The organism is Sinomonas atrocyanea (genome assembly GCF_030812675.1).
GTDB classification, from domain to species: Bacteria; Actinomycetota; Actinomycetes; order Actinomycetales; family Micrococcaceae; genus Sinomonas; species Sinomonas atrocyanea_B.
This window is the reverse complement of sequence record NZ_JAUSTE010000006.1, coordinates 14,442-30,416: the sequence shown is the minus strand read 5'-3', so window position 1 is coordinate 30,416 and position 15,975 is coordinate 14,442. Positions and strand designations below refer to the sequence as shown.

Annotated in this window: 12 protein-coding genes; 7 read left to right on the top strand and 5 right to left on the bottom strand. The window is 72.5% G+C overall.

Features of this window, described 5'->3' with window-relative positions:
• Positions 1–11: 11 nt before the first annotated feature.
• Positions 12–1,298: an APC family permease gene (locus J2W20_RS10020; protein ID WP_307006414.1), complete on the top strand. Its 1,287-nt coding sequence runs from the start codon at positions 12–14 to the stop codon at positions 1,296–1,298.
• A 3-nt stretch (positions 1,299–1,301) separates the two neighbouring features.
• Here the strand turns inward: J2W20_RS10020 and J2W20_RS10015 are convergent, their stop codons facing one another.
• From J2W20_RS10015 to J2W20_RS10000, 4 genes are all read right to left on the bottom strand, one after another.
• Positions 1,302–2,867 carry an aldehyde dehydrogenase family protein gene (locus J2W20_RS10015; protein WP_307006413.1) on the bottom strand — a complete coding sequence of 522 codons (1,566 nt, stop codon included), beginning with the start codon at positions 2,865–2,867 and terminating at the stop codon, positions 1,302–1,304.
• A complete protein-coding gene (locus tag J2W20_RS10010; RefSeq protein WP_307006613.1) occupies positions 2,864–4,075 on the bottom strand; it encodes an acyl-CoA dehydrogenase family protein in 1,212 nt (403 codons plus the stop codon). Before J2W20_RS10010 ends, J2W20_RS10015 begins: the two co-directional genes overlap by 4 nt.
• A gap of 163 nt (positions 4,076–4,238) precedes the next feature.
• A complete protein-coding gene (locus J2W20_RS10005) occupies positions 4,239–5,414 on the bottom strand; it encodes a CaiB/BaiF CoA transferase family protein (RefSeq protein WP_307006412.1) in 1,176 nt (391 codons plus the stop codon).
• 155 nt (positions 5,415–5,569) lie between these two features.
• A complete protein-coding gene (locus J2W20_RS10000) occupies positions 5,570–6,940 on the bottom strand; it encodes an aminotransferase class III-fold pyridoxal phosphate-dependent enzyme (protein ID WP_307006411.1) in 1,371 nt (456 codons plus the stop codon).
• A 312-nt stretch (positions 6,941–7,252) separates the two neighbouring features.
• Between J2W20_RS10000 and J2W20_RS09995 the strand changes: the two genes are divergently transcribed.
• The 4 genes from J2W20_RS09995 to J2W20_RS09980 all read left to right on the top strand — a co-directional run bounded on the left by J2W20_RS09995 (position 7,253) and on the right by J2W20_RS09980 (position 13,329).
• The gene (locus J2W20_RS09995) at positions 7,253–8,653 is read left to right on the top strand and encodes a PucR family transcriptional regulator (protein ID WP_307006410.1); all 1,401 of its coding nucleotides are present in this window, start codon (positions 7,253–7,255) and stop codon (positions 8,651–8,653) included.
• Between the two features lie 148 nt (positions 8,654–8,801).
• Positions 8,802–10,319: an MFS transporter gene (locus J2W20_RS09990; RefSeq protein ID WP_307006409.1), complete on the top strand. Its 1,518-nt coding sequence runs from the start codon at positions 8,802–8,804 to the stop codon at positions 10,317–10,319.
• Positions 10,320–10,372: 53 nt separating this feature from the next.
• Positions 10,373–11,638, top strand: a complete 1,266-nt coding sequence (locus tag J2W20_RS09985; protein WP_307006408.1) for an amidohydrolase — start codon at positions 10,373–10,375, stop codon at positions 11,636–11,638.
• 209 nt (positions 11,639–11,847) lie between these two features.
• Entirely contained in the window at positions 11,848–13,329 is a 1,482-nt protein-coding gene (locus J2W20_RS09980) for an amino acid permease (protein ID WP_307006407.1), read from the top strand.
• A 31-nt stretch (positions 13,330–13,360) separates the two neighbouring features.
• Here J2W20_RS09980 and J2W20_RS09975 read toward each other — a convergent pair whose 3' ends face one another.
• A complete protein-coding gene (locus tag J2W20_RS09975) occupies positions 13,361–14,140 on the bottom strand; it encodes an IclR family transcriptional regulator (protein WP_307006406.1) in 780 nt (259 codons plus the stop codon).
• A 132-nt stretch (positions 14,141–14,272) separates the two neighbouring features.
• On the opposite strand from J2W20_RS09975, the gene J2W20_RS09970 reads away from it, so the two are divergent.
• Complete coding sequence (locus J2W20_RS09970; protein WP_307006404.1) at positions 14,273–15,106, top strand: ABC transporter ATP-binding protein; 834 nt, start codon at positions 14,273–14,275, stop codon at positions 15,104–15,106.
• A complete protein-coding gene (locus J2W20_RS09965) occupies positions 15,103–15,951 on the top strand; it encodes an ABC transporter permease (RefSeq protein WP_307006403.1) in 849 nt (282 codons plus the stop codon). Before J2W20_RS09970 ends, J2W20_RS09965 begins: the two co-directional genes overlap by 4 nt.
• The last annotated feature ends 24 nt before the right edge of the window (positions 15,952–15,975 follow it).

Here is a 15,975-nt window from a genome sequence, read left to right as displayed (position 1 = left end):
AGAGTGTTCCCGTGACCAAACCCCAGCTCGCCCGGAGGCTCGGGCTGTTCGATGCCGTGGTGATCGGCCTCGGCTCCATGATCGGTGCGGGGGTGTTCGCCGCGTTCGGCCCCGCCTCCCGCGCGGCCGGTTCGTGGCTGCTCGTGGGCCTCGCGATCGCGGCGTTCGTCGCGTACTGCAACGCGACGGCGTCCGCCCAGCTGGCCGCCGCCTACCCGACCTCGGGCGGCACCTACGTCTACGGCCGCGAGCGACTCGGCCCGTGGTGGGGGTTCACCGCCGGGTGGGGGTTCGTGGTCGGCAAGACGGCCTCGTGCGCGGCGATGGCCCTGACCTTCGCGAGCTACGCGGTGCCCGCGTCGGTCCCCGGGTCCGGGTGGATCCAGCGGCTCGTCGCGGTGGCCGCAGTCCTCGCCCTCGCGGGGCTGAACTACCGCGGCGTGACCCGGACCGCCCAGCTCACGCGCGTCCTCGTCACCATCACCCTCGCTGCCCTGGCCGTGCTCGTCGTCGGGCTCTGGGCGAGCGGCCACGCGGGCCCGGGAACCCTCGCGGCGGACCAGCCCGCGGGCTCCGGCGGGGTCTACGGCGTGCTGCAGGCCGCGGGCCTGCTGTTCTTCGCCTTCGCCGGCTATGCCCGCATCGCCACCATGGGGGAGGAGGTCCGCGACCCTAGGACCACGATTCCCCGGGCCATCCCGCTCGCGCTGGGGATCGCGGTCGTGGTCTACGCGATCGTCGGCGTCACGGCGCTCGCCGCGGCCGACCCGGGCGTCCTCGCCGGTTCCTCCGCGCCGTTGGCCGACGCCGCCCACGCCGTGGGCCTGGACGGGCTCGGTCCCGTGGTGCGCATCGGCGGCGCAGTCGCGAGCCTCGGAGCGCTGCTCGCGCTCATCGCCGGGATCGGGCGCACCAGCCTCGCGATGGCCCGCGAGCGCGACCTCCCCGCGTGGCTCGGCGCGGTCCACCCCGTGCACCGGGTCCCGCACCACGCCGAGCTGGCCCTCGCCGTGGTGGTCAGCCTCCTCGTCCTGACCACGGACCTGCGCGGGGTCATCGGCTTCTCGTCCTTCGGCGTGCTGGTGTACTACGCGGTCGCGAACGCCTCCGCCTTCACCCAGCCGGCCGCGGACCGCCGCTGGCCGCGCACCCTCAACGTCCTCGGGGCGATCGGCTGCCTCGTCCTCGTCGCGACCCTGCCATGGCAGGCGGTGGTCGCGGGCGTGGTGATGTTCGCCGTCGGGCTGGCGGGGCGCGCCGTCATCCTCCGGCGGCGGAGGAGGACGACGGCCGCCTGAGCCCTACCCCCGCAGGTAGACCGTGGTGGTGTGGGTGAAGAACTCCCGCGCCGCCGCGCCCTGCTCCTTGGGCCCGTACCCGGACTTCTTAGCCCCGCCGAAGGGCACATGCGGGTCAGCCCCCGCCGACTCCGAGTTGACGTGCAGGATGCCCACATCGAGTGCGTCGACCGCCTCGAGCGCCGTGGCGATGCCCCGCGTGAACAGCGCCGCGGACAGCCCGAACTCCGAGTCCTCGGCGAGCGCGAACGCCTCCTCCGTCGAGGCCGCGCGGCGCATCGCGAGCACCGGGCCGAACAGCTCCTCGCGCCATGCCGTGTTCCCGCACGGGACGCAGGACGCCGGCCGCTCGCCGGCCGCCGCATGGTCGCCGACCGGGGAGCCGGCGCCGACCTCGAGGACTGTCGGCGGGACGAACGCGGACGGCGCGTCCCCGCCGTCGGACGCGGTGGGGGAGGGGCCACAGTAGGCGACCCGCGCCCCCTCGGCCTCGGCGGCGGCGATCGCTGCCCGCACTCCCTCGGCCGCGGCCGGGGTGACGAGCGGGCCCATGTGCACGGACGGGTCGGTGGGATCGCCCAGGCGCCACGCGTCGAGCCGGGCCGTCAGGAGTGCGAGGAACTCGTCCGCGACCTCGTCGGCGACGATGAGCCGGGACGTCGCGGTGCACTTCTGACCGCTCGAGCGGAACGCGCCGAAGAGCACCTGCTCCGCGGCGAGGTCGAGGTCGGCGTCGGCGAGGACGATCGCGGCGTTCTTCCCGCCCATCTCGCCCTGGAACGGCACCCCTCGGGAGGCGGCCTCACCGGCGAGCATGCGGCCCACCCCGGTGGAGCCGGTGAAGGAGAGCCCGTCGAGTCCGGGCTGCCGCACGAGCGCCGTGCCCAGGGCGCCGGGCCCGATCAGGAGGTTGAGCGTCCCGGCGGGCAGGCCGGCGCCGTCGAGCGCCTCGGCGAGCCGCATCGCGAGCAGCGGCACGGTCGAGGCCGGCTTCCAGACCACCGTGTTCCCGTAGACGAGCGCCGGCGCGATCTTCCAGGCCGGGATGGCGATGGGGAAGTTGAAGGGGGTCACGATCCCGACGACGCCGAGGGGCCTGCGGGTCACGAGGATCCGTTCGCCGCGGCGCGGGGACGCGAAGTGCTCGCCGGCCACGCGGTCGCCCTCGCCCGCGTAGTAGCGCAGGATCTGCGCCGCGCGCAGCACCTCCCCGGTGCCCTCGGCGAGCGTCTTGCCCTCCTCGCGCGCGAGCTCGAGGCCGAGCTGGTCCGCGCGCTCCTCGAGCGCGGCCGCCGCGCGGGCCAGGACGGCGCCGCGGGCGTGGATCGGGGTGCGGGCCCACTCGCGGGCGGTGGCGCGGGCCGCGCGGACCGCGCGGTCGACGTCGGCGGGCACGGCCTGGGTGCCCTCGGCGACGACCTCGTCCGGGCGGGCCGGGTTGCGAGAGGCGAGCGGCGCGCCGTCGCCCGCGACCCACGCGCCGCCGATCAGGAGGCGCAGCGGGACGGGGAGTGCCGCCCCCGGGGTGGCCAGAGCTCCGTCGTGCGCCGTGTCCGTGCCCGCGCTCACCGGAAGGCCGCCTCTCCGGTGAGCTGCTGGCCGAGGATGAGGGTATGGACCTCGTCGGTGCCCTCGTAGGTGCGCACCGACTCGAGGTTGTTGGCGTGGCGCAGGGGCGAGTGCTCGAGGGTGATGCCGTTGCCGCCGAGGATGGTGCGGGCCTCGCGGCAGATCTCGATGGCCTCGCGGCAGTTGTTGAGCTTGCCGACGGAGATCTGGTGGTGGGCGAGCTTCCCGGCGTCCTTGAGCCGGCCGAGGTGGAGGGCGAGGAGGAAGCCCTTGTTGATCTCCAGTGCCATGTCCACGAGCTTGGCCTGGGTGAGCTGGTAGCCGGCGAGCGGTCGGCCGAACTGGAGGCGCTCCTTGGAGTAGGCGAGGGCATCCTCGAACGCATCGCGGGCGGCGCCCATGGCGCCCCAGATGATGCCGTAGCGGGCTTCGTTCAGGCACGAGAACGGGCCCTTGAGCCCGGTGACGTTGGGCAGGACCGCGTCGTGGGGGAGGCGGACCTCGTCGAGCTCGATCTCGCACTGGATGGAGGCGCGCATCGAGAGCTTGGGCTGGATCGGGGTGGCGGTGTAGCCGGGGGTCGCGGTGGGGACCACGAAGCCGCGCACGCCGGCGTCGGTCATGGCCCAGACGACGGCGACCTTGGCCACGTTCGCGAGGCCGATCCAGCGCTTGGTGCCGGTGAGGACCCAGTCCGCGGTGGGGCTCTCGCCGTCGCGGCGGGCGAAGGTGGTCATGGATCCGGGGTCGGAGCCGGCGGTGGGCTCGGTGAGGCCGAAGCAGCCGATCGCCTCGCCGGCGGCCATCTGCGGCAGCCATTCCTGCTTCTGGGCCTCGGAGCCGTGCTTGTGGATGGCGGACATGGCGAGGGAGCCCTGGACGGAGACGAACGTGCGCAGGCCGGAGTCGCCGGCCTCGAGCTCGGCACCGGCGAGGCCGTACTCGACGGCCGAGCGGCCGGCGCAGCCGTACCCGTGCAGGTGCATGCCCAGCAGGCCCAGCTTGGCGAGTTCGGGGACGATCTCGAGCGGGAAGTGCGCGTCCTCGTACCAGCGGGCGATGTTCGGCCTGATCTCCGCGCGGACGAACTCGCGGACCGTGTCGCGCAGGGCGAGTTCCTCGGGCGTGAGGAGGGAGTCGAAGGAGATCAGGTCCGCGGGGTCAGGGACGCGGTCGGGCGAGCTGGCGGTGCCTGCGGCGGTGTCCATGCCCGAAAGGCTAGCGGTGGCAGTCATGGCGGTGGGTTCCTTTCAGGAGTTGTGGGGTCTCTGGCGGGCGGTTGCGGGGTCTCTGGTCACTGCCAGAGACCCCACAACCCGCCGCCAAGGACCCCTCACGGGGTCGGGGAGTCGGGTCCGTCGGGTTGGGGAGTCAGGTGCGGAGCCAGCGGACGACGTCGGCCGTGTCGGCGCCCAGCGCGGGCGGCGCCTGGATGCGCGGCGGCAGCGGCGGCGTCCAGGTGATGGGGTGGCGCACCTGCCGGCCCACGGCGGCGCCGCTGCGGTCGCAGACCTCGACCGTGGGCGACAGCCCGAGCGATTCGGCGTACTCGAGGCCCTCCCCGATGTCGGCCACGCGCCCGCACGGGATGCCGAGCGCGGTCAGCTTGTCCTGCCAGACCTCGGCGGAGGCACTGGAGAGCCCGGCCTCGAGCAGCGGGACGAGCTCGGCCCGGTGGGCCACCCGGGCCCTGTTCGTGGCGAAACGCGGGTCTTCGGCGAGCTCAGGGGCGCCGGCCGCGTCGCACAGCCGCGCGAACTGCCCGTCGTTCCCAGCCGCGACGGCGAGGGGTGCGTCGGCGGTCGCGAGCAGCTGGTACGGCACGATCGAGGGGTGCTCGTTGCCCATCCGGCGCGGCACCACGCCGGCACCGAGGTACGCCTGGGCCTGGTTCGCCAGCGCGCCCTGGAGCGAGGAGAGCAGGTTCACCTCCACGCGCCGCCCCCGCCCGGTCCGGGCCCGTTCGGCGAGGGCCGCGAGGATGCCGATCGTGGCGTCCTTGGCGGTGAGCACGTCCACGAGCGCCACGCCGGCCTTCATCGGGCCGGCCCCGGGCGAGCCGTCCGGGGCACCGGTGATGGACATGAGGCCGCCGAGGGCCTGGACGATGAAGTCGTACCCCGGGAGGTCGCGCCCGCCCGCCGCGCCGAATCCGGAGATCGACGCGTACACCAGCCCCGGGTTCTCCGCCGCGAGCGAGGCATACCCGAGCCCGAGCCTCTCCAGTCCGCCGGGCTTGAAGTTCTCCACGAGCACGTCGGCCCGCAGCGCGAGCTCCCGCGCGAGCGCGAGGCCTTCGGGATCGCCGAGGTCCAGCTCGACCGACTCCTTGTTCCGGTTCACGCTCTCGAAGTACGTCGAGCCCGTCTCGGAGAACGGCGGCCCCCAGTGCCGGGTGTCGTCCCCGGACCCGGGCCGCTCCACCTTCACCACCCGCGCCCCCAGGTCCGCGAGCGTCATCGTGGCGAGGGGCCCGGCGAGCACCCGGGAGAAGTCGGCGACCAGCACCCCCTCGAGCGGGGCGGTCGCGGCGGAAACGCCCTGCACTTCGGTCGTTGCCCGGCGCTCCGGACGGGGGTCCTGTCCGAAGGTGGGGGCACCTTCAGCTGTGGTTCGGGCGGACGACGTCGCGTGGCCGCCTCCCGCCGGCGCGGTCACCGCGGGCTCCGGGGCGCGGCCCGCGCCGCCCCCCTCGGCCGCGGTCACGAGAGCGCCCCGCGGATCGCGGCCTCGAGCACTGCCAGGCCTTCCTCGAGGACCTCGGGCTCGATGCCGAGCGGGGGAAGGAGCCGGATCACGTTGCCGTGCGTCCCGCACGTGAGGGTCAGGACCCCGGCGGCGTTGGCCGCGGCGGCCGCGGCCTTCGCGATGTCGGCGCGGGGGCCGGAGGCGTCGGCGAACTCGACCGCCATCATGGCGCCGCGGCCGCGGACGGAGGCCACGCCGTCGCGCGCGAGGAGCGGCTCGAAGCGCGCCCGCACCGCGGCCTCGACGGCCCGCGCCCCGGCGAGCAGCGAGCCGTCCTCGAGGAGCTCGAAGACGGCGAGCGCAGCCTCGCACGCGACCGGGTTGCCCGCGTAGGTCCCGCCGAGGCCGCCCGGGTGGACGGCGTTCATGAGCTCGGCGCGGCCGGTGACGGCCGAGAGGGGCAGGCCCGCGCCGAGGGCCTTGGCGGAGAGGGTGATGTCCCCGGCCACGCCGTCGTGCTCGGAGGCGAACAGCACGCCCGTGCGGCCCATGCCGGCCTGGATCTCGTCGACCACGAGCACGATCCCATGCCGCGTCGCGATCTCGCGCAGCCCCGGCAGGAAGCCCGGCGCGTGCACCACGAAGCCGCCCTCGCCCTGGAGGGGCTCGACGACCATCGCCGCGAATGTCTCGGCCCCGGCCGCGGCGAGGACCGCCTCGACCCCCGCGAGGGCCTCGGCGACGTACGCCGTGGACCCCGCAGGATCGGCAGGCGCCAGGTGCGCGGGCGCCGTCGGGCCCCGGAACACTGCGCCGGGGAGCGGGCCGAAGTTGAGGCGGTACGGGTTCTCCTTGGCGGTCATGGCCATGGTCAGCTGCGTGCGGCCGTGGTAGGCCTCGTCGAAGACGAGGACATTCGGGCGCCGGGTCGCCGAACGGGCGACCTTGACCGCGTTCTCGACCGCCTCCGCGCCCGTCGAGAAGAGGGCGGTGCGCTTGTCGAAGTCGCCCGGCGTGTGCTCGTTGAGCCAGCGGCACACGTCCACGAAGGAGGAGTACTCCGTGACCATGAAGCACGTGTGCGTGAAGCGGGCCAGCTGGGCGGCTGCGCGCTCGGCCACGCGCGGGTTCGCTGCGCCCACGCTCGTCACCGCGATGCCCGAGGCGAAGTCGATGATCCGGTTCCCGTCCACGTCCACGAGCAGCGCGCCCTCGGCCCGGTCGATGAACACCGGCAGCGTGATGCCGAAGCCCTCGGTGACGTGGCGGCGGCGCTCGGCCTCGAGCTCGCGCGAGCGCGGGCCCGGCAACTCGGTGGCGAGGCGGCGGGCGCGCTGCGGGACGGCGGCCGGATCGGCGGAGGGGGCAACGGGTGCGGCGGTCATGGGTCCTCCCGGCGTTGAGTTCATGTGGTTGAGACCACAGTAGGGAGGGGGCCGTGGGCACGTCTCTGGACGTTCTGGCCCATACTTGGTTCCCATGAGACTGAATGCACAACGGGGTGCGCGAGGGGCCAGGGCGCAGCGGCACCCGAGCGCGGCCTTCAGGCCGGTGATCCCGCCCAGCGCGTGCCATCCTGCCCACCTTGCCCCTCGAGCGGCGCTCCCCACCGGCGTGTCCTGCCGCGACACGCCGGTTCGGGCCGGCCACGGTGGGCAGGAACGGACACCGGGGCCCGCGACCCCGGAGCAGCGGCGATGATCACGCTCGCCCAGCTCGCCGACGCGGCCCGGGGCGACCTGGTCCCGTATTGGCCCGTGCCCCTGCCGCGCGTGGAGCTCACGGGCGTGCACGTGTCCGAGCTCGAGGACCCCACGGTGTTCCTCGACGGCGGGGAACTGCTGCTCACGGTCGGCATGCAGCTGGCCGGCCGGGACGGCGCCGGGCGCGCCGAGGCGGCCCGCGCCTATGTGGCGCGGCTCGTGGCCGGCCGCGTCGCTGCCCTCGGGCTGGGCCTCGGATCGGGGCACAGCATGGTGCCCGACGAGCTGCGCACCGCGTGCGCGGAGGCAGGGCTGCCGCTGCTGACCGTCCCGCGCGAGTCGCCGTTCCTCGCCGTCTCCCGCGCATACTGGGAGCTCGTCCGCCGCGGTGGCGAGGCCGAGCTCACCGCCCTGCTCGGTCTCCAGGTAGCCCTCACGCGGGCGGCCTCGAGGGACGACGCCGAGCCCGCCATCGTGCGCGAGCTCGCCCACGCGCTGGGCACCTGGGTGGCCTACCTGCCGGGAGACGGCAGGGCGGCCTCGTGCGCGGGGGCCGACGGTGCGACCGCGGCCCTCCTCGATGACCTGCGCCGGGAGGCGGCCGCGCTGCGCGCAGCGGGGCGGGGCGCCACCGCGACGGTGCAGCTCGCGGCGGGCCCTGCCGCGCTGTACCCCGTGGAGCCGGGGGCGGGCGCCTACCTCGCCGTGGGCCGCGGTGGGCAGCTCGCCCCCGCCGAGCGTCACCTGTTCCTCACCGCGTCGACCCTCCTGGCCCACCGGGCCGCGGGGCTGCGCCGGGCGGAGGAGGAGCGCGCCCGCGGGGACGGCATGCTCGTGGCCCTGGTCCTCTCCGGGCACGACGACGCCGCCCGTCTCCTCGCGGGACAGATGGGCGCCGCGCTGCCCGAGTCGGTGTTCCTCGCGGTGCTGGTCCCGGGCCAGGGTCGGTACAGACTGCGGACCGGTGCGCTCGCCACCGAGGATGGGGGCCTGCAGCACGTGCTCCTGGCGGCCGATGCGCCGAGGCCGTCGCTTCCCGACGGCGCGCACGGGGCCTGGGGCGGCCCGGTGCCGCTGCGGCGCGTGCGGGAGATCGCAGCCCAGGTGGCAGAGGCCGCCGGACATACCCCCGCCGGGACGGTGGTCCGGGTGGGGCACGGGCTCGAGCTGCCCGCCGACGAGTGGGCGGAGGCGCTCGCGGGCGCGGGCGGGGAGCTGCTGCCCACGGTGCGCGCCTATCTGAAGCACCGCGGCCACTGGGAGGCCACGGCCCGGGAGCTCGGTGTGCACCGCAACTCCGTGCGCCACCGGATGGCCCGCGTCGGGGAGCTGCTCGGCGTCGACGTCGACGACCCGGATGTGGCCGCGCACCTCTGGCTCGCGCTGCGAGCCTGAGGGCCTAAGTGGGGCGGGCCCATAGCCAGCAGCTGTGTGACGGACCAGACTTGGCACGGGACGGCAACGCGCTGGGAGCCGCCGGACCACCGTGCAATAGTTGAAAAGTCAACTAAAACATGGATGTCGGTTTCCCTGAGGAGCTGTCATGGCAAGCACCACCCCCGTCCCTGCCCGGACGACGTTCCAAGGCAACGACAGGCTGCTCTTGGGCATTGTGCTCGGCGTCGTCACCTTCTGGCTGTTCGCCGGTTCAATGGGAACTGTGGCGCCGAACGTCCTGAACGAGATCAACGGGGCGTACTCGGACCCTGCCAAGAAGGTCTGGGACCATCCGCTCATCTCACCGGACGCGATGAACCTCGCCGTGTCGATCACCGCGCTGTTCTCGGGCATGTTCATCGTGATCGCCGGCGGCCTGGCGGACCGGATCGGCAGGGTCCGCATCAGCCTGCTCGGCAACGGCCTGAGCATCCTCGGGGCCCTCCTGATCGTGTTCGCCGCGGGTCCGGTGGCACTCCCGCTCATGCTCGCCGGCCGCGCGGTCCAAGGCCTCTCGGCCGCCTGCATCATGCCGGCCACCATGGCCCTCGTGAAGACGTACTGGGACGGTCCGGGCCGCCAGCGCGCCGTGTCGATGTGGTCGATCGGCTCGTGGGGCGGCTCCGGGCTGGCCTCGATCCTGGGCGGCTACGTCGCCACGTTCGCCGGGTGGCGGTGGATCTTCATCGCCGCGATCGTCGTCTCCGCGCTCTCGATCATGCTCATGTGGGGGACGCCGGAGAGCAGGGTCGTCCAGGCCGGACCGCGCAGGTTCGACCTGCCGGGCGTCCTCGTCTTCGTCGTCGCCATCCTCTCCCTGATGATCGTGCTCATCTTCGGCTCGAAGATCGGCTGGGGGAGCCCGGTCACCCTCGGCCTGCTCGTCGTCGCCGTCGTCGGGATCATCGCGCTCGTGGGGCTCGAGCGGCGGTCCGCGAACCCGTTCATTGACCTCGCGCTGTTCAAGAACCGCACCTTCACGGGCGCGACCGTCTCCAACTTCCTGCTCAACGGCAACATCGGCATGCTCCTGGTGACGCAGCAGCTCCTGCAGCTGGCTGGCGGGATGAAGGCGTCCGACGCCGGCCTGCTCACCTTGGGCTACGCGGTCACCATCATCGCCTTCATCCGGGTCGGCGAGAAGCTCCTGCAGCGGTTCGGGCCGCGCCTGCCGATGATCTGGGGCAGCGGGATCGTGGGCATCGCCGTCATCCTGCTCATGCCGACCAACCTGCTGCTCGGCCAGTACCAGTGGTTCGCCATCGTCGCGTACGCGCTGTTCGGGCTCGGCCTCGCCTTCTACGCCACCCCCTCGACGGACGCGGCACTGGCCAACCTACCCGCGGACAAGGCCGGCACCGGCTCCGGCATCTACAAGATGGCCTCCTCGCTCGGCAGCGCGATCGGCGCCGCGATCTCCCTGGCGGTGTTCACCGCGCTGGGCAGCACGGGCGCCCAGTTCGTCGGCGACGTCCTGACGAACCACGGCCGCACCGACAACATCGACCTGCGTCAAGCGGCCGTCGTGGCGCTCGTCTTCAACCTGCTCATGGTCGTCGTGGCGATCGCCTCGATCATGATGACCGTGCCGAAGGGCCGGGAAGACTCCAGCACAGGGAAGTAAGCTTCGCCCCTACCTCAAGGATCACCCCTCAAGGATCACCGAAGGAGCACGTCATGACCTCCACCGCATCCGCCCGAAGGATCCTGTCCGGCCAGGACGCACTCCGCGACTGGCAGGAGGCGCTCTACAAGGACTTCCACGTCCATCCCGAGCTGAGCCACCAGGAGGAGCGCACCTCGGGGATCGTCGCCGAGCAGCTCACCGGCCTGGGGTACGAGGTCCACTCCAAGGTGGGCGGCACCGGCGTCGTCGGTGTCCTCGCGAACGGGGACGGACCCACGGCCCTGCTCCGCGCGGACATGGATGCCCTGCCGGTCAAGGAGGCGACCGGCCTCGACTACGCGAGCACCGCCGTCGCCACCGACGACGCCGGCAACCAGACCCCGGTGATGCACGCCTGCGGCCACGATGTCCACGTCAGCACCCTCCTCGGCGCGGCGAGGCTGTTCGCCGAGCAGCGCGACGCCTGGGCCGGGACCCTCATCGCGCTGTTCCAGCCCGCGGAGGAGCTCGGGGACGGTGCGAAGACGATGGTCGACGGCGGGCTCGCCGGCCTGATCCCCACGCCGGACGTCGCCCTCGCCCAGCACGTCCTCGTGCATCCGGCGGGCACGGTGGGCCCGCACCCGGGCCCGTTCCTGTCGATGGCGGACAGCGTCCGCATCACGCTCTACGGCCGCGGCAGCCACGGCTCGATGCCGCACCTGTCCATCGACCCTGCGGTGCTGGCCTCCATGGTCGTGGTGCGGCTCCAGGGCGTCGTGGCGCGCGAGGTCCAGCCCGGGGAGTTCGCCGTCCTCACGGTGGGCAGGATCGCGGTCGGCGCCAAGAGCAACATCATCGACGACCACGCCGTCCTCGAGCTCAACATCCGCACCTACAGCCAGCCCATCCGGGACCAGCTCCTGGCCGCGATCGAGCGGATCGCGAAGGCCGAGTCGGCGGCGTCGGGCTCGCCCAAGGAGCCGGAGATCGAGATCTACAACAGCTACCCGCTCACGGACAACGACGCCGACGCGACCGCGAGGATCACCACCGCGTTCGAGGACTTCTTCCCGGCCGGCACGGTCCAGGACTTCGGCCGCCAGACGGCCAGCGAGGACTTCAGCGACGTCCCCACCGCGCTCGGTGTGCCCTACACCTACTGGGGTGTGGGCGGCACCGATGCCGCGGTGTATGCGGCGGCCGAGGCCGACGGGACGGTCAGCTCGCTGCCTGCGAACCACTCGCCGATGTTCGCCCCCGTCCTGCAGCCGACGCTGTCCGCGGGGACCGCCGCGCTCGTGGTCGCGGCCTCGGCGTGGCTGGGCAGGGCCTGAGTCCCACCCACCGCCGGGACGCACGACGCCGGGGCCGCGCCTTCCGGGGCGCGGCCCCGGTCCGCGACGGGGCAGGCAGGATGAAGCGCACAGCGATGTCCCGCTCCCCAGTGCAGTTCATCCATCGCGCCTGCCCGCCCGCTCGCGCATCCTGACGGGGCACTGTGATCGGCGCCACGCCGGTCGCCCCGGATGGAACGGAGATCCGCATGCAGGCACCAGACAACTTGGCTGCGCCCACCCGACCAGAGGCGGAGGCGGGTGCGGACCGGACAACGGAGTCCGGCCGCGCGAGCCTCAGGCCACGTCACCTGACGATGATCGCCCTCGGCGGCATCATTGGGGCGAGCCTCTTCGTGGGCTCCGGCTCGGTGATCCGCAGCGTGGGCCCGGCCGCCCTGCTCTCGTACGCGATCGGCGGGGCGCTCGTGGTCCTCGTGATGCGCATGCTCGGGGAGATGTCCACGAACCGCCCCGTCGTCGGCTCCTTCATGGAGTACGCCCGAGAGGGGCTCGGCAACTGGGCCGGGTTCACGATCGGCTGGCTCTACTGGTACTTCTGGGTCGGAGTGGTCGCCTTCGAGGCGGTCGTCGTCGGCCGGATCTTCCACGAGTGGTTCCCGGCGGTGCCGGACTGGACGTTCGCGCTCGCCGGCATGCTCGTCTTCACCGCCACGAACCTGATGTCCCTGCGCTCCTTCGGGGAGACGGAGTTCTGGCTCGCATCGATCAAGGTGATCACCATCGTGGTGTTCCTCGGAGTGGGCGCACTCTACGTCTTCGGCGTCATCCCCGGCTCCACCGGCTCGGTCGCCCACCTGACGGACCATGGCTTCATGCCGCACGGCTGGACGGCGGTGTTCAACGGCGTCGCCGTCGTCATCTTCAGCTACTTCGGCACCGAGATCGTCACCATGGCCGCCGCCGAGTCCGACCAGCCCGCCCGCGCCGTGGCACGGTCGACCAACACGGTGGTCTGGCGCATCCTGCTCTTCTACGTCGGCTCGGTGGCAATCCTGCTCATGGTGGTCCCCTGGGACGAAATCCCCGCGAAGGCCAGCCCGTTCGCGTTCGCCTTCGGCCGGTTCGGGCTCCCCGGCGCCGAGCAGGTCATGAACGCCGTGGTGCTCACCGCCGCGCTCTCGGTGCTCAACTCCGGTCTCTACTCGGGCTCGCGCATGCTGTTCGCCCTCGCGCGGCACGGCTACGCCCCGCGCTGGGTCGAGGACCGGAACGGGGCGGGTGTGCCGTGGAAGGCCATCCTCCTCTCCACGGTGGTGGGCTACGGGGCGATCGCCGCGAACTACGCCGCGCCAAAGGACGTCTTCGACTTCATCATGAACTCCGCCGGCTGCGTGGCCCTCTTCGTCTACGCCTTCGTGGCGCTCACGCAGTGGCGCCTGCGCAACCGGATGAGCGCCCAGGAGCGCGCCGGCCTTGCCCTGAAGATGTGGCTGCACCCGTGGCTCAACGCGGTGGTCCTGGCAGCAGTCGGGCTCATCGTGGTCCTCATGGCCCTCGACCCGGACGCCGCACCCCAGGTCTGGCTGAGCCTCGGCGCGCTCGCGCTGCTGCTGGTCGTCTACCCGTTCGTGCGGCGGCGGGCCAAGACCCGCTCGGCTGGCACCCGCTCGGCCGGTGCCGCGGCGCACGACGGCGAGGAGTCGCCGTCGGCGGCCCCGCCCGCCTGAGTCCCCGGCGGCCTCCAAAGAGGAGGCCACCCTAGGCCGCGGCGGGGATCCTCCCGCCCAGGAGCCGGGTGGCTTCCTCCGCGGCCGCGAGCAGGGGCTCGACCCAGGACTCGCACACGTCCCGCGGCATCCGCGCGGTGGGGCCCATGACGCTGAGGGCACCGAAGAGTTCCGCCTGGGGGCCGAAGATGGGCGCGGAGAGGCCGCTCGCGCTCGTGACGCGCTCGCCGATGGTGATGGCGTAGCCCTCGGCCCGCGTCTGAGCGACCGCCCGCTTGAGTTCGTCCGGGCTGGTGATCGTCTGGTCGGTGATCGCGCTCAGCCCGGACGCGTAGACCTCATCGGCGAGCTGCGGGCTCCACGCGAGGAGGACCCGGCCCGCCGATCCGACGTGGAGCGGCATGATGCTCCCCACTTCGACAGCGCGCCGGAGGATATGCCGGGTCTCCGCCAGTGCCACGCACACCCGCTGGCGCTCGGAGGCCCTGAAGACGCACACGGTCTCGGTGAGCTGGTCCCGGAGCCGCTGCAGCACGGGCGTGATGAGCTCGAGGTAGTCGAGGCCCTGGGTGGCGGGGGCGGCCCAGTGCGCGACCCGGAGGCCTACCCGGTACTTGTCGCCGTGCCGGTCCAGGAGCCCTTCCTGGGCCATGTTCGCCACGAGGCGCTGCACGGTCGAGTGCGGGATGCCGGTGATCGAACGGATCTCGGCCAGTCCCAGCTCAGGGCGCGCCAGCGAGAAGGAGCTCAGGATCGCCGTGATCTTCTTCAGCACCAGGAGCGGCGTCGCCCCGGTGTCGCGGTCGGTCATGGCTTGAGTGTAGGGGGAGGCCGGGGGCCCGTCGATTCGGCCGCGAGGGGTTGAGCGTGACGCCGGTCACTGTTATCGTCGGCCCATAATCTGAACTAGATCCCACGATGTGGTGGGCCCGGGGGGAATGGGATGGATCAGCAGACTGCGCTCGACGAGTATGCCGTGGACCTCGAGGGCTGCTCGAAGGAGTTCACGACCCCGGGGGGAGAGACCTACGTCGCGGTGCGCGACATCAGCCTGAAGGTCCGGCCCGGACGCTTCGTGTCCGTGGTCGGCCCCACCGGCTCGGGCAAGTCCACCATCCTGAACATGGCCGCAGGCCTCCTGGCCCCCTCGGAAGGGACCGCGAAGAGCTTCGGCCAGCCCGTCAAGGGCGTGAACCGGCGCGCGGCGTACATGTTCCAGCAGGACGCGCTCCTGCCGTGGAAGACGGTGGTCGACAACGTCAGCCTCGGGCTCACCATGGCCGGCGCCGGCAAGGCCGAGGCCCGGACCGAGGCGCAGAGGTGGCTCGAGAAGGTGGGGCTCAAGGACTTCGCCGACCGCTACCCCCACCAGCTCAGCGGCGGCATGCGCAAGCGCACCGCCGTCGCGCAGGCGTGGATCGTGAACCCGGACATCCTGCTCATGGACGAGCCGTTCTCAGCGCTGGACGTGCAGACCCGCCAGATCATGGAGAACGAGCTCCTGGCCCTCTGGCAGGAGTCCGGCAAGGCCGTCGTCTTCATCACCCACGACCTGGACGAGGCCATCGCCCTCTCCGACGAGGTCGTCATCCTCGGCGCGGGGCCGGGCAGCACCGTGGTGGGCTCGTACGAGATCACCATTCCCAGACCCAGGGACCTCCTCGAGATCCGCGACGACCCGCAGTTCATCGAGCTCCACCGGGAGATCTGGGGGCGGCTGCGCATCGAGGTCTCCAAGACGTACCAGACCTCGGCCCTGGGAGGGGGAGCGGAATGACCGTCGCCGACGTCAACCGGCAGGGGGCCGCACCCCGCACCGAGTCCGCGCGGCAGCGCCGCGCCGCCCGCGGCCGTGCCCGGATGACCCCCGCCATGCGGCTGCTCCAGCTGGGCCTGACCGTCGCGGTGCTCGCGGCATGGGAGGTGCTGGTCCGGGTCCACGTCATCGACGAGTTCTTCTTCCCGCGGCCGTCGGAGATCTTCTCCACGATGTGGCTCTGGATCTCCTCCGGCTACGTGTTCCCGCACCTGTGGGTCACCATCCAGGAGTCCCTGCTGGCCTTCATCGTCGGCGCCGCGGCCGGCCTGCTCCTCGGGTTCGCGCTCGCCCGGATCGGTTTCCTCGAGCGGCTGTTCCAGCCGTTCCTGCAGATGTTCAACGCCCTCCCGCGCGTGGTCCTCGCCCCGATCTTCCTCCTGTGGTTCGGCCTCGGGATCTGGTCCAAGGTCGCCTTCGGGTTCACCCTCGTGTTCTTCATCGTCTTCTTCAACACCCTCGAGGGCGTCAAGAGCGTCGACCGCGTGCTCATCGACAATGCCCGCATGCTGGGCGCCACCGAGCGCCAGCTCCTGCGGCACGTCTTCATCCCGAGCGCGCTCACGTGGATCTTCTCGAGCCTCCACATCAGCGTCGGCTTCGCGATCACGGGCGCCGTGGTCGGCGAGTACCTCGGCGCCTCGGCCGGCGTCGGCTACGCAATCGCCCAGGCACAGGGCGTCTTCGACACCAAGGGCGTCTTCGCAGGGATGTTCATCCTCATGATCGTGGTCCTGATCGTCGATCTCGCGGTCAACCGCATCGAGCACCGGCTCCTGCGCTGGCGCCCCACCCAGTCCGCCTGACCCCAGCCTCCCCACCGACATCTC

What these genes read in the sequence shown, in the direction of transcription:
- J2W20_RS10010 (WP_307006613.1), bottom strand. Translation starts at nt 4,075, where the DNA reads ATGGACACCGCCGCAGGCACCGCCAGCTCGCCCGACCGCGTCCCTGAC.
- J2W20_RS10000 (WP_307006411.1), bottom strand. Translation starts at nt 6,940, where the DNA reads ATGACCGCCGCACCCGTTGCCCCCTCCGCCGATCCGGCCGCCGTCCCG.
- J2W20_RS09995 (WP_307006410.1), top strand. Translation starts at nt 7,253, where the DNA reads ATGATCACGCTCGCCCAGCTCGCCGACGCGGCCCGGGGCGACCTGGTC.
- J2W20_RS09990 (WP_307006409.1), top strand. Translation starts at nt 8,802, where the DNA reads ATGGCAAGCACCACCCCCGTCCCTGCCCGGACGACGTTCCAAGGCAAC.
- J2W20_RS09985 (WP_307006408.1), top strand. Translation starts at nt 10,373, where the DNA reads ATGACCTCCACCGCATCCGCCCGAAGGATCCTGTCCGGCCAGGACGCA.
- J2W20_RS09980 (WP_307006407.1), top strand. Translation starts at nt 11,848, where the DNA reads ATGCAGGCACCAGACAACTTGGCTGCGCCCACCCGACCAGAGGCGGAG.
- J2W20_RS09975 (WP_307006406.1), bottom strand. Translation starts at nt 14,140, where the DNA reads ATGACCGACCGCGACACCGGGGCGACGCCGCTCCTGGTGCTGAAGAAG.
- J2W20_RS09970 (WP_307006404.1), top strand. Translation starts at nt 14,273, where the DNA reads ATGGATCAGCAGACTGCGCTCGACGAGTATGCCGTGGACCTCGAGGGC.
- J2W20_RS09965 (WP_307006403.1), top strand. Translation starts at nt 15,103, where the DNA reads ATGACCGTCGCCGACGTCAACCGGCAGGGGGCCGCACCCCGCACCGAG.